General features: G+C 66.0%; 15 protein-coding genes. 10 read left to right on the top strand and 5 right to left on the bottom strand.

From position 1 onward, the window contains the following. Nucleotides 1-2: 2 nt before the first annotated feature. On the top strand, nt 3-695 hold the full coding sequence (locus J2Y55_RS14320) for a P-loop NTPase family protein (RefSeq protein WP_310154152.1): 693 nt from the start codon (nt 3-5) through the stop codon (nt 693-695). 1 nt (nt 696) lies between these two features. Here the strand turns inward: J2Y55_RS14320 and J2Y55_RS14315 are convergent, their stop codons facing one another. Continuing rightward, complete coding sequence (locus tag J2Y55_RS14315; protein WP_310154150.1) at nt 697-1,932, bottom strand: acyl-CoA desaturase; 1,236 nt, start codon at nt 1,930-1,932, stop codon at nt 697-699. 99 nt (nt 1,933-2,031) lie between these two features. Then, nucleotides 2,032-2,682, bottom strand: coding sequence for a hypothetical protein (locus tag J2Y55_RS14310; protein ID WP_310154148.1), 651 nt, complete (start codon nt 2,680-2,682; stop codon nt 2,032-2,034). Nucleotides 2,683-2,945: 263 nt separating this feature from the next. Between J2Y55_RS14310 and J2Y55_RS14305 the strand changes: the two genes are divergently transcribed. The 3 genes from J2Y55_RS14305 to ppx all read left to right on the top strand — a co-directional run bounded on the left by J2Y55_RS14305 (nt 2,946) and on the right by ppx (nt 7,410). Beyond that, nucleotides 2,946-3,542, top strand: a complete 597-nt coding sequence (locus tag J2Y55_RS14305; RefSeq protein WP_310154143.1) for a TetR/AcrR family transcriptional regulator — start codon at nt 2,946-2,948, stop codon at nt 3,540-3,542. 144 nt (nt 3,543-3,686) lie between these two features. Next, nucleotides 3,687-5,891 carry an RNA degradosome polyphosphate kinase gene (locus J2Y55_RS14300; RefSeq protein WP_404978916.1) on the top strand — a complete coding sequence of 735 codons (2,205 nt, stop codon included), beginning with the start codon at nt 3,687-3,689 and terminating at the stop codon, nt 5,889-5,891. A gap of 1 nt (nt 5,892) precedes the next feature. Then, complete coding sequence (gene ppx / locus J2Y55_RS14295; RefSeq protein ID WP_310154139.1) at nt 5,893-7,410, top strand: exopolyphosphatase; 1,518 nt, start codon at nt 5,893-5,895, stop codon at nt 7,408-7,410. Nucleotides 7,411-7,597: 187 nt separating this feature from the next. On the opposite strand, the gene rnd is transcribed toward ppx, so the two are convergent. After that, a complete protein-coding gene (gene rnd / locus J2Y55_RS14290; protein ID WP_310154136.1) occupies nt 7,598-8,737 on the bottom strand; it encodes a ribonuclease D in 1,140 nt (379 codons plus the stop codon). 141 nt (nt 8,738-8,878) lie between these two features. On the opposite strand from rnd, the gene aspS reads away from it, so the two are divergent. Genes aspS through J2Y55_RS14265 form a run of 5 tightly spaced genes read left to right on the top strand, consistent with a single transcriptional unit; the run spans nt 8,879 to nt 13,331 of the window. Next, nucleotides 8,879-10,654: an aspartate--tRNA ligase gene (aspS, locus tag J2Y55_RS14285; protein WP_310154368.1), complete on the top strand. Its 1,776-nt coding sequence runs from the start codon at nt 8,879-8,881 to the stop codon at nt 10,652-10,654. Between the two features lie 6 nt (nt 10,655-10,660). Continuing rightward, nucleotides 10,661-11,032 (top strand): hypothetical protein, encoded by a 372-nt coding sequence (locus tag J2Y55_RS14280; protein ID WP_310154133.1) that lies wholly within the window; start codon nt 10,661-10,663, stop codon nt 11,030-11,032. A 13-nt stretch (nt 11,033-11,045) separates the two neighbouring features. Beyond that, nucleotides 11,046-11,348, top strand: coding sequence for a hypothetical protein (locus tag J2Y55_RS14275; RefSeq protein WP_310154130.1), 303 nt, complete (start codon nt 11,046-11,048; stop codon nt 11,346-11,348). Nucleotides 11,349-11,391: 43 nt separating this feature from the next. After that, nucleotides 11,392-12,282 carry a glycosyltransferase family 2 protein gene (locus J2Y55_RS14270; RefSeq protein WP_310154126.1) on the top strand — a complete coding sequence of 297 codons (891 nt, stop codon included), beginning with the start codon at nt 11,392-11,394 and terminating at the stop codon, nt 12,280-12,282. A gap of 32 nt (nt 12,283-12,314) precedes the next feature. Next, nucleotides 12,315-13,331, top strand: a complete 1,017-nt coding sequence (locus J2Y55_RS14265) for an acyltransferase family protein (protein ID WP_404978927.1) — start codon at nt 12,315-12,317, stop codon at nt 13,329-13,331. Here J2Y55_RS14265 and J2Y55_RS14260 read toward each other — a convergent pair. Together J2Y55_RS14260 and J2Y55_RS14255 are read right to left on the bottom strand one after the other, a co-directional pair. Further along, complete coding sequence (locus tag J2Y55_RS14260) at nt 13,306-13,923, bottom strand: CatB-related O-acetyltransferase (RefSeq protein ID WP_310154365.1); 618 nt, start codon at nt 13,921-13,923, stop codon at nt 13,306-13,308. The two genes, J2Y55_RS14265 and J2Y55_RS14260, sit on opposite strands and share 26 nt — an antisense overlap. A 184-nt stretch (nt 13,924-14,107) precedes the next feature. After that, nucleotides 14,108-16,033 carry a hypothetical protein gene (locus J2Y55_RS14255; RefSeq protein WP_310154121.1) on the bottom strand — a complete coding sequence of 642 codons (1,926 nt, stop codon included), beginning with the start codon at nt 16,031-16,033 and terminating at the stop codon, nt 14,108-14,110. 181 nt (nt 16,034-16,214) lie between these two features. Between J2Y55_RS14255 and J2Y55_RS14250 the strand changes: the two genes are divergently transcribed. Next, complete coding sequence (locus J2Y55_RS14250; RefSeq protein ID WP_310154118.1) at nt 16,215-16,691, top strand: DUF192 domain-containing protein; 477 nt, start codon at nt 16,215-16,217, stop codon at nt 16,689-16,691. The last annotated feature ends 11 nt before the right edge of the window (nt 16,692-16,702 follow it).

Below are 16,702 nucleotides of genomic sequence, written 5' to 3'. Positions count from 1 at the left end.
TCATGTCTGATCTGCCCAGCCGCCCCCGCCAGCTTGCGCTCGACCTGCCGGTCGATAGCCGCCACGGGATCGAGGATTTCTTGATCGGCCCCTCGAACGAGGCCGCCTATGGCCTGGTCGAGGCTTGGCCCAACTGGCCTGAATCCTGGCTGCGGCTCGTCGGGCCCGAGGGCGCCGGCAAGACCCATCTCGCCGCGATCTGGGCGAAGATCGCCCATGCCTGGACGGTTTCGGTCGCCGAGGTCACGCAGGAGAGCGTCCCGCATCTGATCTCCGGCGGCGCTCTCGTGGTCGAGGATTGCGACCAGGGCGTCCGCGACGAGCCGGCGCTGTTCCACCTGATGAATGCGATGAAGGCGAAAGGCGGCTTCCTGCTGCTGACGGCGCGCAGTGCCCCCGATCTCTGGGGCCTGCGCGTGCCCGATCTGCTGTCGCGCCTGAGGCTGGCGCCGCAGGCGACGATCGCGCCACCCGACGACGCGCTGCTGCGGGCGGTGCTGGTCAAGCTCTTCATCGACCGGCAGCTCATCATCGATGCCGGCATCATCGAGATGCTGGCGCTCAGGATGGAGCGCTCCTTCGCGGCAGCGCGCGCGCTGGTCGATACGCTCGACCGGCTTTCGCTTGAACGCGGCCGGCGCGTCACCCGCGCGCTCGCGGCCGAGGCGCTGGCGGCACTGTTCCCGGCCGAGTGAATCAGCCGCGCGGCGGGGCCGCCGATGGCTGCGAGACCAACCGGGCGTACATCGCCTCGGTCAGCAGGTCATGGGCGCGTGCCGCGATGGCATCGAGTGAGGGCGTCTTGACGAACATGGCGGCAGCTTTCTCCGTCAATTCCTCGCGCGTCGGCAGGACCGGCAGATGCAGTTGTGCCAGCGCCTCATGCGCCTGCTGCTGCATTTCGACCAGGCGATCTCCGGCGCGATGCTGCAGATCGGCCAGCGCTGTGCGCAGGTCGGCCAGCGTCATGGTCGGCAGATGCAGATCCGAAAGGCTCGGCGTCGCGGCATAGGCCTCCCAGAAGGCTGCAATGGCGCGTTCCAGAGGCACGGAAGCAGCCAGTCGCTCGGCCGAGCGCTCGATCACGCGCGGCGGCAGCGCCTGGGAGCGCTCGATGACCGCTTGCGGCGGCTCCTTCAGTTCCCAGACCAGCCGGAGCTTCGAGAGCCCGAGGATGATGTAATAGGTCGGATCCCACTGCCACCAGCGAAAGCCCTGGCGCACGCTGTACTGATAGGCGTGATGGTTGTTGTGCCAGCCTTCGCCCATGGTGATGACCGCCAGCCACCAATTGTTGCGGCTCTCGTCGCCGGTGACATAGTCCTTGTCGCCATGCACATGCGCCAGGGAGTTGATGCAGAAGGTGGCGTGGAAGACGCAGACCGTCGACCAGAAGAAGCCGACGAACAGCCCGGCCCAGCCATCGATGGCAAAGCAGATCAAGGCGAGCAGGATCGCGGGCGCGATCTCGAAACGATGGAGCAGGCGCAATTCCTGAAACTTCGTCAGGTCCGTGATCGTCGACGGGTCGAAGCGGTCATGGCCGCGGGCGAAGATCCAGCCGAGATGCGAATAGGCGAAGGAGGTCAGCACCGGCGAATGCACGTCGTGCTCGGTGTCGGCGTAGCGGTGATGGTGCCTGTGCTTGGAGGCCCACCAGAGCACGCTCTTCTGCGCCGTCGACTGCGCCAGCAGCGCCAGCAGGAACTGCCCGAAGCGGCTGGTCTTGTAGGTCCGGTGCGAGAAATAGCGGTGATAGCCGCCCGTCACGGCAAACATCCGCAGCCAGTACAGGCCGATCGCCAGCCAGACCGAGGTCCAGGTCACGCCGCTCCAGATCGCGCCCAGACAGGCGAGATGCGCCAGCACGAAGGGGATGGCGGCGGGGTAGACGATGTCGCCATCGTCGTGAGGGGTCTCGATCTGGGACAAGTCATTTCTCTGATCTGAATGGCAGGCTGCGAGGGTGGCGCTGTAAGGGTGGCGCTGCACGACAAGAACAGGACCGGCAAGGCTCGCGCAAGTGCGGTATTATGATCCAGCCATCGCCGTCGCGGCGTTCAGCGGCTTCCTGCGCAGGCAAAGCCGGAGAGCCAGGGCAGCGATCAGCACTGTGATGAAAGGCCAGTAGAACGGGTCCATGACCGCGCGCTTGCCGAAGGTTACCATGAAGCTGAGCCAGATGTAATAAGCCCCGCACAGATGGAGCCAGCGCCAGGCTTTCGGGCCGATCATGGCGGCGGTTCTGTCGAACGATGTTGCGGCCATGGCGAGGATGAAAAGATAGGCGAGCCCGCCCGAGATCAGAGTTCCCGTGTTGCTGAGCTGCTCGAACAGGGTCGGGGCCGTGCTGGCCAGGGCGATGATGGCAAGCCCGTGCAGGCCATGGGACAGGGCGAAGGACAGTCCGAGATAACGCCGGTTCCGCCTTTGCCAGCGTGTCCAGATAGTGGGGCAGGCCTGGAACAGGGCCGAGGCCGTGAAAGCCAGGCAGAACAATACCAGGGACGTCCGCGCCGTGATGCGGATGACCAGCCTGATGCCGTCGCTTCCGCCCGACGAGGTGGCAAGCGCGGCAAGCACGCCCAAAACCAGCCCGGATGCGAGCAGCCCAAGGAGGGGCCAGCCTTCCAGCAGGCCTGCCGGAAATGATGGCTTCGGCTGGTTGCGTGCGATTGTCATGTCGGGGCCGTTTCGTGAGAGGTGTGCGTCGCTGTAAGCGACGATTGCATCCGCGGTCGCTCCAGGCAATGAATGTAATCGATGATTACATGATTGTGATGCAAGGGCGCTTCTCCTATTTTCGGAACGGGTTTCCGGCTTTACTGGCGGGTTTCCTCCTGCGGCGGAACGTGCACTAGCTTCGCTCCATGAGCACCGTGAAACCGACTCGGACAGGAGACCGCGAGGCGGGTGAGGGCGGTTCGGCCTATCATCACGGCAATTTGCGCGAGGAACTCGTCGAGCAGGCGCTCAAGCTGGCTGAGGAGGGGGGCCTCTCGGCGGTGAGTGTCCGGGCGGCGGCGCGATTGGCCGGGGTCTCGCCGGCAGCTCCGTTCCGCCACTTCCCGGACAAGATGACGCTGATGACGGCGGTGGCCGAGGAGGCTATGCGGCGCTTCAGGGCCGAAATCGCGCTGGCGCTCGCGCAGGAGGTGGCTGACGATCCGATGCTGCGCATCCGCGCCATCGGGCGGGCTTATCTCGATTGGGCCAGACGCAATCCGACCCATTTCGAAATCATCTCGTCACGGCGCTCGATCGATTTCGAGGGATCGCCGTCGCTGGGGCGGGAGAACGCCGAAATCCAAGCTCAGATCGAAGCCCTGTTGCTGGAGGCGGCGCAACGCGGGCTTCTGCGTTGCAACGACAGGCACCTGATCCAGATCGCGGCGCGTGCGTTGGTGTATGGTCTGGCGCGCATGCTGGTCGATGGCCATTTCCCGAGTTGGCAGGTCGCCGATGCGGAGATCGAAGGAACCATGGCCAAAGTGCTCGATTTGTTTGTGGACGGGCTGGTCAAGGAGCGGGCCGCGTCCTGAACCGTGATCCGGCAGATGCAATGGACATGAAGGCCGGGATCGAATGTCATCGAAGCGTCACGCTAGGGTGGCTTCAAGAGCGGACGGGATCGAAGCGGCGGAACTGACGCGGCAAGAGCGGCGGCAGGGGCAAAAGCGAAGCAGATGAACGCGCAAACGGCAGAAATCATGGACCTCGACATCCCCGCCATTGACGCCCTCGGCGCTGATACCCCGCTGCGGCAATCGCCCGCCCGCTTCATGAACCGCGAGCTGTCCTGGCTGCAGTTCAACCGCCGCGTCATGGAAGAGGCCTCGAACCGCAATCACCCCCTGCTGGAGCAGCTGCGCTTCCTCTCGATCTCGGCCGCCAACCTCGATGAATTTTTCATGGTCCGCGTCTCGGGCCTGCGTGAACAGCTCAAGGCCGGCGTGGTCACGCGCAGCCAAGATGGCCTGACGCCGGCCGAGCAGCTCGCAGAGCTGGGCAAGGCGGTCTCGGCGCTGACGGACGACCAGCAGGCGCGCTGGGTCGAACTGAAGCGCGATCTGCATGAGAACAAGATTCACCTGCTCGAGCCGAGCGAGGTCGGCAAGCAGGAGCGGGTCTGGCTGGAGGATTATTTCCTCCACTACATCTTTCCGGTGCTGACGCCGCTGGCGATCGATCCCGCGCATCCGTTCCCCTTCATCCCCAATCTCGGCTTCACGCTCGCGCTGGCGCTGGAGAGGATCAGCGACGGACGCCAGCTCGACGCGCTGATCCGCGTGCCGATCAAGATGGACCGCTTCATCGAACTGCCGGATCTCGGCCGCGAGGGGCTGCATCGCTTCATCACGCTGGAGGATGCGGTCTCGCTGTTCATCGGCAAGCTCTTCCCGGGCTATGACGTCAAGGGCACCGGCTCGTTCCGTGTCATCCGCGACACCGATCTCGACATCGAGGAGGAGGCCGAGGATCTGGTGCGCGTCTTCGAGACCATGCTGAAGCTGCGTCGGCGCGGCGTCGTCATCCGGCTCGAGGTCTCGACCGGCATGCCGGCGCATCTGCGCAAGCTGATCGTGCGCGAGCTCAAGGTCGACGCCGACGAGATCGTCGATGTCGCCGGCATGATCGGCCTCAACGAGCTCTCGCAGCTCGTCGGCGTCGACCGCTCCGACCTCAAGTTCAAGCCCTACAACGCCCGCTTCCCGGAGCGCATCCGCGAACATGCCGGCGACTGCTTCGCCGCGATCCGCCAGAAAGACCTGATCGTCCACCATCCCTATGAGAGCTTCGACGTCGTCGTGCAGTTCCTGCAGCAGGCGGCACGCGATCCCAGCGTGGTCGCGATCAAGCAGACGCTCTATCGCACCTCGTCGAACTCCCCGATCGTGCATGCTCTGGCCGAAGCGGCGGAGGCCGGCAAGTCGGTGACCGCGCTGGTCGAGCTCAAGGCGCGCTTCGACGAGGAGGCCAATATCCGCTGGGCCAAGGATCTGGAGCGCGCCGGCGTCCAGGTCGTTTACGGCTTCATCGAGCTCAAGACCCACGCCAAGCTGTCGATGGTGGTGCGCCGCGAGGCCGGCCAGCTGGTGACCTATTGCCATATCGCAACCGGCAACTACCACCCGATCACGGCGCGCATCTACACCGACGTATCCTTCTTCACCGCCGACCCGGTGATGTCGCAGGATGTCGCGCGCATCTTCAACTTCATCACCGGCTATGCCGAGCCGGCCGAACTGGAGAAGATGTCGGTGTCGCCGGTGGGGCTGAAGCAGCGCCTGCTCTCCGACATCGCCGAGGAGGTCGCCCATGTGAAGGCCGGACGCAAGGGCGCGATCTGGGGCAAGTGCAATTCGCTGGTCGATCCCGAGATCATCGACGCGCTCTATGATGCGAGCCAGGCCGGGGTCGAGATCGACTTCGTCGTGCGCGGCATCTGCTGCCTGAGGCCCGGCGTTCCCGGGCTGTCCGAGAACATCCGCGTCAAGTCGATCGTCGGCCGCTTCCTGGAGCACACCCGGGTCTACGCCTTCGGGGCAGGCCACGGCCTGCCTTCGGCCAAGGCCAAGCTCTACATCTCCTCGGCCGATCTGATGCCGCGCAATCTCGACCGTCGCGTCGAGGCGCTGACGCCGATTCTGAACGCCACGGTCCACCAGCAGTTGCTCGAACAGATCATGCAGGCCAATTTCCTCGACAATGAACAGAGCTGGACGATCTTGCCCGATGGCGGTTCCCAACGCATTGTCCCGGCCCCGGGCGACGAGTCGTTCAACGCCCATAAATATTTCATGACCAATCCGAGCCTGTCCGGACGTGGAAAATCCCTCTCCAACTCCAGCCCCAGGAGCCTCCCCAAGCGGGCGGCCAAGAAGAGCTGAGATGACCGGCATGGGCCTCGTTGCGGGGCGGTTGAGCCTTGGCGAGACGATCGCCATCATCGACATCGGTTCGAACTCGGTTCGCCTCGTCGTCTATGAGATGCTGGCGCGCTCGCCCGCTCAGGTCTTCAACGAGAAGGAAATGGCGGGGCTCGGCCGGCAGGTCGCCACCACCGGCCGGTTGGCCGAGGACGCGATGGAACGTGCGCTCGAGGCGCTGCTGCGCTTCCGCATCCTTTGCGAGGCGATGCAGGTCGGCGAGATCCGCGTCATCGCCACCGCCGCCGCGCGTGAGGCCGCCAATGGACCGGCCTTCCTCGCCAAGGCGGAGCAGGCGATCGGCCAGCGGATCGAACTGATCTCCGGCGGTCGTGAGGCTTATCTCTCCGGGCTTGGCGTGATTTCCGGATTCGCCGAGCCGCATGGCGTCGCCGGCGATCTCGGTGGTGGCTCGCTCGAACTTGTCGGGGTCGATGGCGACCGCGTCGGACCCGGCATCAGCCTGCCGATCGGCGGCCTCGCGCTGATGGACAAGGCGAAGGGCCAGATCAAGCTGGCCGAGAAGATCGTTCGTGAACAGCTCGATCATCACCCGCAATTGGCGGCGATGCGCGGCAAGGATTTTTTTGCTGTCGGCGGCACCTGGCGGGCGCTTGCGACCCTGCACCAGCGCCAGTCCGGCTATCCGCTCAGCGTCATGCATGGTTATACCGTGCCGGCCCGTGATGTCGCCGATTTCGCCCGGCTGGTCGAGCGCGCCGATGCCTCGGTCCTGGAAGCGATCGACGCCGTCTCCTCCGCGCGCCGGCCGCTCCTGGCCTATGGCGCGCTCGTGCTCGATCTGCTGATCAAGCGCGGCCGTCCGCGCGCGGTGGTGATCTCGGCGAGCGGTGTGCGCGAGGGCCTGCTATACGACATGCTCCCGGAGGATGAGCGCCGGGTCGACCCGCTGCTGCGCGGCGCACAGGACTACAACCAGCTGCGCGCCCGCGAGCCGCGCCATGCCGCCGATCTGATCGAGTGGGTGCAGCGCCTGGTCGCAAGTGCCGGCTTGCCGGACGATCCCGCCGGTCGCCGCCTGCAGGATGCGGCCTGTCTGCTGTCCGATATCGGCTGGCGCGCCCATCCCGATTATCGCGGCGAGCAGAGCCTCAACGTGATCGCGCATGCCGCCTTCAGCGGCGTCGATCACGCCGGCCGCGCCTTCCTGGCGCTGACCGTGTTCCATCGCTATGCCGGCGCCAAGAGCGATTCTCCCGCTGCCGCCGGCTTGAGGCAGTTGCTGACGCCGCGCCTGCTGGAGCGCTCGCAGCTTCTCGCCGGTGCCTTCCGCGTCGCCTATCTGCTCTCGGCCGGGATGCCCGGCATTCTGCCGCGCGCGACGCTGGCCTGCGTCGACAGCCGGCTCGTCCTGCGCCTCTCCAGCGAACTCCATGCCTTGTCGAGCGAGCGCGTGACGGGCCGATTGAAGCAACTCGCCAAGCTGCTCGGCCGCGAGTACGAGATCAGCCTCGGCTGACAAGGCCTTCCAGGTTCGGATCACAGGGATCCGAGAGGCTGTTTGGACACCTCCCGAGCCCTCATCCTGAGGAGCGGGCGTAGCCCGCGTCTCGAAGGATGCTCCAGCAGTCTCCGGAACCATCTGGAGCATCCTTCGAGACGCCGCTTCGCGGCTGCTCAGGATGAGGGCTGGAGTAAATGGATCCCTAAGCGACGGAAACCCGGCCGCGCACGATCCTGAGGCCCAGATTGCCGTTCTTGAGCGCGATCGCCTTCTCGCCGAAGACCTCGCGCCGCCAGCCCTTCAGCGCCGGCACGTCGGCGTCGTCGTCGAAGGAGATGGCTTCCAGATCGTCGGAGGAGGCGATGATCTTCGGCGCCACGCGCTCCGCATCCGCGACCGCCTTGAGCAGCACCTTGAGCAGATCGAGCACGGCGCCGTTCGTGGCGCGGCCGCGCTCCCGCTCCAGCCGGGGCAAGGTCTTGGGATCGAGAGCAAGCCCGCGCGCGACCGCCGCCAGCACCTCACCGCCGGCGCGCGAGCGCTCAAAGCCGTTGGGCACCGAGCGCAGCTCCGCCAGCGCCTCGACCGAGATGGGTGCGCGCTGCACGATGTCCATCAGCGCATCGTCCTTGAGCACGCGCTGGCGCGGCACGTCGCGGCTCTGCGCCTCGCGCTCGCGCCAGGCCGCGAGCTCCATCAGCAGCGCCAGCTCCTTGGGCTTGCGGATCCGGCCCTTCAGACGCTGCCAGGCGTTCTCCGGCTTGACCTCATAAGTGCCGGGCGAGTTCAGGACCGCCATTTCCTCGGCGACCCAATTCTCGCGGCCGCTGGCTTTGATGTCGGCGTCGAGCGCGAGATAGATGTCGCGCAGATGGGTGACGTCGGATTCCGCATAGACCAATTGGGCGTCGCTGAGCGGGCGGCGCGACCAGTCGGTGAAGCGCGAGGATTTGTCGATCCGCGCCTTGGCGAGGTCATTGGCGAGCTGCTCGTAGCCGACCGAGTCGCCATAGCCGCAGACCATGGCGGCGACCTGCGTGTCGAAGAGCGGCTTGGGGATCAGCTTGCCGATGATCCAGACGATCTCGAGATCCTGCCTCGCCGCATGGAAGACCTTGACCACGGCCTCATCGGCCATCAGCGCCAGGAAGGGCGCGAGATCGATGCCGGGCGCCAGTGGATCGACCAACACGGCCTCGTCCGGCGAGGCGAGCTGGACCAGGCAGAGCTTTGGATAATAGGTCGTCTCCCGCAGGAACTCGGTGTCGACCGTGACGAAGGGATGCGTAGCCAGGCGCGCGCAGGCGTCGGCCAGATCCTGGGTGGTTGTGATGAGGCTCATGAGGTCGGCTCATAGCAGACAGAGTATCGCCATGTCGCGGGCGTTCTTGACAATCTGCGCCGCGGCGTGTGCTTACCCCCGAAACCGTGCGCGCGCCTGCGGCGGACGGCCTTGACCTCCGAAGAGACCAGTACCGTGACCTTGCATCGTTACCGTTCCCACACCTGCGGCGCCCTTCGCGAGAGCGACATCGGGGCTCAGGTCCGCATCTCCGGCTGGTGCCACCGCATCCGCGACCATGGCGGCGTGCTGTTCATCGATCTGCGTGACCATTACGGCATGACCCAGGTGGTCATCGATCCAGATTCTCCGGCCTTCGCCGATGCCGCTGCGGTGCGCTCGGAATGGGTCGTGCGCATCGACGGCAAGGTCAAGGCGCGCTTCACGGGCACCGAGAACGCCAATCTGGCAACCGGCGCCGTCGAGGTCTTCGCGACCGGCATCGAGGTTCTCGGCGCTTCCGGCGAATTGCCGTTGCCGGTCTTCGGCGATCTCGAATATCCCGAGGACACCCGGCTGAAGTACCGCTTCCTCGATCTGCGCCGCGAAAAGCTCCACAACAACATCATGTTGCGGACGAAGGTGATCGACTCGCTGCGCAACCGGATGAAGACCTCCGGCTTCTCCGAGTTCCAGACGCCGATCCTGACGGCGTCCTCGCCCGAGGGCGCACGCGACTTCCTGGTGCCGAGCCGGCTGCATCCCGGCAAATTCTACGCGCTGCCGCAGGCGCCGCAGCAGTACAAGCAGCTCCTGATGATGGCGGGCTTCGACCGCTATTTCCAGATCGCGCCCTGCTTCCGCGACGAGGACCCGCGCGCCGACCGTCTGCCGGGCGAGTTCTACCAGCTCGACGTCGAGATGAGCTTCGTCGAGCAGGAAGACGTCTTCGCCACGATGGAGCCGGTGATCGCCGGCGTCTTCGAGGAGTTCGGCGGCGGCAAGTCGGTGACCAAGAACTGGCCGCGCATCCCTTATGCGGAAGCGATCAGCAAATATGGTTCCGACAAGCCGGACCTGCGCAACCCGCTGGTGATGCAGGACGTCTCCGCGCATTTCCGCGGCTCGGCCTTCAAGGTCTTCGCGCGCATCCTCGAGGATGAGAAGAACCAGGTCTGGGCGATTCCCGCGCCCGCCGGCGGCTCCAGGGCCTTCTGCGACCGGATGAACTCCTGGGCGCAAGGGGAAGGACAGCCGGGCCTCGGCTACATCATGTGGCGTGAAGGCGCGGGTGCGGGGCCGATCGCCAACAATATCGGTCCTGAGCGGGTCGAGGCGATCCGCGTCGCGCTCGGCTTGAAGGATGGCGACGCGGCCTTCTTCGCCGCCGGCAACCCCGACAAGTTCTACAAATTCGCCGGAAACGCCCGCAACAAGGTCGGCCAGGAACTCGGCTTGATCGACGAGAACGCGTTCGCCTTCGCCTGGATCGTCGATTTCCCGATGTACGAGTACAACGAGGACGACAAGAAGGTCGATTTCTCGCACAACCCGTTCTCGATGCCCCAGGGCGGCCTCGCGTCGCTGAAGAATGACGATCCGCTGGCGATCAAGGCTTTCCAGTACGACATCGCCTGCAACGGCTATGAGCTGGCCTCGGGCGGCATCCGCAATCATCGCCCCGAGGCGATGGTGAAGGCCTTCGAGATCGCAGGTTATGGCGAGGAGACGGTGATCGAGCGTTTTGGCGGCATGTATCGTGCCTTCCAATACGGCGCGCCGCCCCATGGCGGCATGGCGGCGGGCATCGACCGCATCATCATGCTCCTGGCCGGGGCGACGAATCTGCGCGAGGTCGCGCTGTTCCCGATGAACCAGCAGGCCGTCGATCTGCTGATGGGGGCGCCGTCCGAAGCCTCGCCCAAGCAGCTGCGCGAGGCGCATCTGCGCGTGAACCTCACCGAAAAGAACGGCTGACCCTCGATGCCTGCCTCTGTCGTCGTGCGCCCGCTGGCGCTCGCCTGTCTGCTTGCGCTGCCGCTGGGGGCTTGCGTCCAGGGTTCGGCCAATCCGGGCGCGGGGAGGGGGGCGGAATTGGCCAGCCTCGTCTCGCGCTCGATCGCCTGCCGGGCGGGAAACCCGCGCGCCAGCACGCTGGAGCGTTTCATCGCCTCCGAACGCGAGCGCGGCGCGACGCCCGATCAGGTCGCCAGCGCGCGCTCGGCCTATGTCACCGTCTCCGAGGCGGAGACGATCAACCAGGATATCCGCCCGCAGGCCTGCACGCCGGAGGAACGCGCCGCGCTCAAGGAGCGGATGGCGCGGGTCCGGGCCGGGCGCTTCGACGCGCTGTGAGCGGGGCTGCTCGATGTTCTTCGCCAAGCCGTGCCTTGCGGCGCTGTCCCTGCTTGCTCTCGCCGCCTGCACCAGCACCATCACAGCCTTGCCCGGTACGCCCGAATTCGCGGCGGCCCAGGTGTCGCGCGGCTATGATTGCGGGCTGAAGGTGGATCGACAGGGCGTGCTGGTACGGGTCGCGCGCGAAGACCGTCAGCGCTTCCTCTCGACCTCGGCGAGCCTTGCGGTGAAATCCTACAAGGCGCCACGCCGCTGCGAGGCGGCGGAGCGTCTTGCTGTGCAGCGCGAGCTGGCGCTCTTGACCCGGCGCTGAATTTCGCTTGCCTGCGGCCGCGCCTTGCGGCCAAACAGCCATCATGTCGCAGGCTTTCGCAGACGCCGTCACAGCCATCGTGGTCGCCTATGACAGCGCCCTAGTCCTGCCTGCCTGCCTGGCGGCGCTGGCGAGCGAGGGCGTGCCGGCGATCGTGGTCGATAATGCCAGTCAGGACGAGACTTGCGCCATCGCGCAGGCGCAAGGCGCCCGGGTACTCGCCAACGCCTTGAACGAAGGCTATGGCCGCGCCAATAATCGCGGTGTCAACGCAGCCGAGACGCCCTACGTGCTGATCGTCAATCCCGATCTCGAGCTACAGCACGGCGCGGTGGCGGCGCTGCTGGCGGCCGCGGAGCGCTATCCCGATGCCGGCATGCTCGCGCCGCGCATCGTCGAACCCTCCGGCCGCGTCTTCCTGCAGCCGCGCTCTTTACTCTCGCCGCCCTATCTCAATCATCCCGGCGAGGCCGTTATTCCGGAAGGGGATGCCTGCCTGCCTTTCCTCTCGGGTGCTTGCCTCCTGATTCGCCGCGACGCCTTCCTGGCGCTGGGCGGCTTCGATCCAGCGATCTTCCTGTTTTATGAGGATGACGACCTCTGCCGCCGCATGCGCGACGCTGGCTACAGCCTCGTCCATGTCGATGCGGCGGAAGCCCGGCATGGTCGGGGCCGCTCCAGCGCACCCTCGCCGCAGCGCCGCCTCGCGGCCCGCTGGCACCTCGCCTGGTCGGAACGCTATGTCGCCAGCAAATACGGCCTGCCGGCTCCGGGGCGGCTCAAGATTCTCGAAAATGCCTTTAAAACAATTGGCTACGGGCTGATCTTGAATCGAGACAAGATGTTCGCCCATGCCGGCTCCGTCGCTGGCGCGCTGGCCTGGCTGCGGGGCGCAAGTGCGCTCTCGCGGCAAGGGCTGGAGGCGAGGTCGTGAGGTCTTCGCGCTTCTGCTGCGTTGGCGACGGGATGGTCTGCGGCTCGAATAACTTTGGAATTCTGCGCCTCGTCCTGGCGCTCGCGGTGGTCGTCTCGCACGCTTTCAGCGTGGCGACGGGCCATCTCGATGAGGAGCCGCTCATGCACGCCACCGGCTTCACGCTCGGCGAGCATGCGGTCAACGGCTTCTTCGCCATTTCCGGCTTCCTGGTGACGATGAGCTACGAACAGCGCGGCTGGCGCGATTATGGGCTGGCCCGCCTGCTCAGGATCGTGCCCGGCCTGATCGCGGCGACCCTGTTCGTTTCACTCGTCATCGGAACCGTGATGACACGCCTCGATTGGGCGTCCTATTTCGCGGATGGACAGCTCTGGCGTTTCATCTGGGGCACGCTGACCACCTTCAAGAGCGCGGCAGCGCTACCAGGCGTCTTCGACCGGAATCCGCTGTCCTTCCCCATGGGGACGGTCTGGACCCTGAAATATGAATGCCTCTGCTATCTCGGCGTCCTTGTCGCGGGTCTGGTCGGGTTGCTGTGTCGGCGCAACTGGGTGCTTTGCCTCTGGGGCGCGCTGCTGGCCGCCGTCATCCTGCGCGAGATCATCGCTCCCAATGGCGCCAAGGGCGTGGAGACCGGGTTGCGGTTGCCGCTGATCTTCGTGACCGGGGGCTTGATCTATCTCTGGCGCGAGCGCGTGCCGCTGTCCGTATGGGGGCTTTGCGGGCTTGCCGTCCTTGTCGCGCTGCTGGCGAGGACGCCGCTCTACAAGGCCGCGCTCTTCTCGGTCACGGCCTGGGGCGTGATCGTACTGGCTCTGGCGCCGGCCCTGACGGCCTGGCGCAGCACCCCTGCGGCCGATTTCTCCTATGGCGTCTATCTCTATGGCTGGCCCGTACAGCAGGTCTTCTATGCGCTGTTTCCTGCGGCCGGCGCGCTGACGCTGCTCGCGCCTTCCTTGTTGCTGACCCTGCTCCTGGCCGCGGCGAGCTGGTACGCCGTCGAGAGACCGGCGCTCGAGCTCAAGCGCCGCCTGCTCTGCGGTTGATCTCGGCCACGAGTTCTTCGACCTGCCCGGACATCAGGAGCGGCAGGAGGTCGGCGACCTGGTCCCGGGGCAGCTCCCACCAGCGCGTCGCCAATAGCGCCGCGACCTGCGCATCCTCGAAGCGCATCCTGACCACTCGTGCCGGATTGCCGGCGACGATGGCATAGGCCGGCACGTCGCGCGTCACCACGGCGCGCGCCGCCACCACCGCGCCATGGCCGATCGTGACGCCCGACATCACCATGCATTGCGAGCCGAGCCAGACATCGTGCCCGATGATGACGTCGCCGCGCGAGGTGTCGCTGCCGGCGATTCCGGCAGCCTCTGGCCAGAGCCGGGGCAGGGCCGGGAAAGGATAGGTCGTCGCCCAATCGAGCCGGTGATTGCCGCCGAGCAGGATTTCGACGCCGTCGGCGATCGAGCCGTAGCGGCCGATGCGCAGGCGGACGCCGCTCTCGGGAAAGCGCAGCTTCGGCCGGCCATAGGTATAGGCTCCGACCGCGATCTGGCCGGGCCGCCGCGCGATCAGCCGCGCCAGATGCAGCCGTGTCTGGTTGTCGGGGTTGACGTGGCGGCGCAGGGCGCCGCGCAGCGCCGGGGCTAGACCCGACCACCAGGCCGCGAGCGGGCCTGGCCGCCAGTCCGCGTCTTCCGGCGACAGAACGCCGGCTAAAGCAGTTTCCGATCCGGTTGGATCGTTCAATTGCTCTAACCCATTGTTCGACCGCGCTTTTTTCACGCGAACCGGTGTCCGTTTCGCCCGAAAACGCTCTGGCTCACTCGGCATTGGCTTTGAGATCGATCTTGTCGAAGATCTCGGTCGGATCCGTGAGCGTGATCACATCGGCGAGACCGAGCCCGCTGCCGGACTTCGCGTTGGCCTGGACGGTGAGCGTGCCGGGCTTGGCGACGAAACGCGAGACCGCCGCCGTCAGCGTCTTGGCGGCGTCGGACGGGCCCAGGATGGCGGCAAGACCGAGGGTCGCCATCATGGCGTATTCGCGGCGCAAATCCTCGGGCTTGCGCTTGGCCTTGCGCGCCTCGTTGTCGAGCAGCTTCTCGAACAGACCCTGATTCAGCAGCTTCGCCTCGACCAGGCGCGCGGTCGCGCCCAACGCCGCGACCTGCGCCAGGGCGAGATCGCTCGAGAACAGATCCTTGGTGACGTTGCCCAGCGTGCCCTTGGCCTCGAGCTTGCCCATGCCGGCTCCGCCGAACGAGATCGCGCGGATGGCGAGTTCGTTGCGCGCCGCTTCCCAGGCGAGGTCGATCTTGGCGGAGAGGTCGAGCATGCGGTAGCCCATGGCGATCAGGTCGCGCGCGGCGGGATTGCCGCTCGCTTCCGTGACCGGGGCCAGCAGGTTGTCGATCGTCAGGCCCAGGCTGGTGGGAACGCCGTTGAGCTGTTCGCCGGCCTTCAGCTCGAAGGTCTTCAACCCGACCTTCAATGGCGCCAGGGCAGGCTGCCCGGGCTTGCCCGGTTGCGGCACATCGACCGAAAGCCCGTCCAGGCGCAGCGTCCCGATGGTCGGGATGAACTTACGGAAATCGATGGTGTCGATCTCGGCATCGGGCTTGGCGAGCAGCGCCTTCAATTCGCTGAGGACAGAGCCCATCGCGAAGCCGGAATGGCTTAGCGAATCGATCTGGCCCTTGGCACCGCCGGCGGCGAATTGCAGGCCCTCGACGGCGAAGCCCGATTTTGCCGGCGCGTCCTCGCCGAAGGCGATTCGCGCGATCTTCATGTCGACGGTCTCGGATTTGGCGCTGGGCGTCGCCGGTGTGACGATGGTCATCGCCATGTCGCGCGCCTCGCCGCTGCCATAGGAGAAATTGTCGTAGAGCGAGAGTAGGGACAGGCCCATGCGCCGGTCTTCATCGCTCTTCAGCGAAGGTGGCTTGGCTCCGGGTTCCTTGGCGGCTTTTGCCTGAGCCTCCGACATGGCGATGAGCCGCGTGATCACCTCGCCGAGTGGCTCGTCGCCGACCCTGGCGGCAAAACCGCGCCCCGTCGTCTTGCCGAGCGAGATCTTGCCCGCCTTGCCCATGTCGAGCGTGTAACCGTCCTGCTCGAATCGGCCGAATACCGGCAGCATCGCTTCAGTGACGCCAGGTTGCGCCTTCTCGGTCAGCACGCGCGCCATGTGCTTCAGGTCGAGCGCCTCAAAGCTGGTGCGAAGCAACTGCCCGCTGATGGACGTCGGGCCGGCGCTTGCGCCGCCGGCGACGGCCTTGGCCGCGTCGCCGAGCGCGCCGCCAGCGGAGGGCGGCGTCGCTGGGCTTCCGCTGGCGGGAAGCGTCGCCGTAACCGTGCCGCTCGCTGCGGTGCCGCGACCGATCTTGCCGTCCTTCGCATCGGAAAAGCGGATGTCGCGATAGCGCGTGACCTGCTTTTGATTGCCGAACGTCTGCTCGATGGTCAGTTCCGGCGCGCTGATCTCGGCGGCGTTGAGCTTGCTCATCCGGGAGACGGCGCTTTCGCCGGTGCTGCCGTTGAACAGGGCGACGAAGGCCTCGCGCTCCAGCGCCGAGCCCTTCACGTCGATCTTGGGCGCGGTGATCACCACGGCGCCGAAATCGAACTTCAGCCCGTCGATCTGGAAATCGGCCGCCCAGGCCGGCTGCTGCGCGAGCGCGATGAGGATGGTGGCAAGAGCCGCGCTGCGGTAGCTCGTTAGCCGTTGGAGGGGCAAAGCGATCATGAAACTCTCCCGTTTGGGTGCGCGACCCTGCCGCAACGCCGCGACGAAGGGAAGCGGGGCGACAGGCTGTGCGAGACGAAATACTTGACCAATTCCGGGCGATCGCCGGTATCTGTCGGAAATTCGCCATCTCCCGGGTCGAGAGAGGGCGTCGTTTGCCGCAGCCGGGGAGCACTAAGCCATGCGGGCCGCCTTGTCTTTCATTACTGCTTGCCTTGCCTGGGTCGCCCTGGCCACGGGGCCGTCTCCCGCTCTGGCGCAAGCCGCGGCTCCCGCAGCCGGGCTCGAGCAGCTCGTCATCGTCAGCGGCGGCACGCGCCATGTCTTCCAGGTTGAGGTCATGCGCACGCCCGACCAGCGGGCCAAGGGGCTGATGTACCGCAACTATATGCCCGAGGATCGCGGCATGCTGTTCGATTTCGCCCGCACCGAACCCGTCGCGATGTGGATGCAGAACACCTATATCCCGCTCGACATGCTCTTCATCCGCGCCAATGGCACGATCTCGCGCATCGCGGAGCGCACAGAGCCGCTATCGACTCGCACGATTCCCTCGGGCGAGCCGGTGCTGTCGGTGCTGGAGATCAATGGCGGCGTCGCCGAGAAGCTCGGCATCAAGCCCGGCGACAAGGTTGAGCATGTCTTGTTCAAGCGCTGAGCGGTTTGCGC

It is taken from the genome of Allobosea sp. BE125 (assembly GCF_031456075.1).
Taxonomy (GTDB): domain Bacteria; phylum Pseudomonadota; class Alphaproteobacteria; order Rhizobiales; family Beijerinckiaceae; genus Allobosea.
The sequence above is the reverse complement of the archived record's forward strand: the minus strand, read 5'-3'. Positions and strand labels throughout refer to the sequence as shown.

Excerpts from the sequence above, each read along its gene's own strand:
- J2Y55_RS14320 (WP_310154152.1), top strand. The coding sequence starts at position 3 with ATGTCTGATCTGCCCAGCCGCCCCCGCCAGCTTGCGCTCGACCTGCCG.
- J2Y55_RS14255 (WP_310154121.1), bottom strand. The coding sequence starts at position 16,033 with ATGATCGCTTTGCCCCTCCAACGGCTAACGAGCTACCGCAGCGCGGCT.
- J2Y55_RS14280 (WP_310154133.1), top strand. The coding sequence starts at position 10,661 with ATGCCTGCCTCTGTCGTCGTGCGCCCGCTGGCGCTCGCCTGTCTGCTT.
- ppx (WP_310154139.1), top strand. The coding sequence starts at position 5,893 with ATGACCGGCATGGGCCTCGTTGCGGGGCGGTTGAGCCTTGGCGAGACG.
- J2Y55_RS14265 (WP_404978927.1), top strand. The coding sequence starts at position 12,315 with ATGGTCTGCGGCTCGAATAACTTTGGAATTCTGCGCCTCGTCCTGGCG.
- J2Y55_RS14300 (WP_404978916.1), top strand. The coding sequence starts at position 3,687 with ATGAACGCGCAAACGGCAGAAATCATGGACCTCGACATCCCCGCCATT.
- J2Y55_RS14275 (WP_310154130.1), top strand. The coding sequence starts at position 11,046 with ATGTTCTTCGCCAAGCCGTGCCTTGCGGCGCTGTCCCTGCTTGCTCTC.
- J2Y55_RS14250 (WP_310154118.1), top strand. The coding sequence starts at position 16,215 with ATGCGGGCCGCCTTGTCTTTCATTACTGCTTGCCTTGCCTGGGTCGCC.
- J2Y55_RS14310 (WP_310154148.1), bottom strand. The coding sequence starts at position 2,682 with ATGACAATCGCACGCAACCAGCCGAAGCCATCATTTCCGGCAGGCCTG.
- rnd (WP_310154136.1), bottom strand. The coding sequence starts at position 8,737 with ATGAGCCTCATCACAACCACCCAGGATCTGGCCGACGCCTGCGCGCGC.
- J2Y55_RS14270 (WP_310154126.1), top strand. The coding sequence starts at position 11,392 with ATGTCGCAGGCTTTCGCAGACGCCGTCACAGCCATCGTGGTCGCCTAT.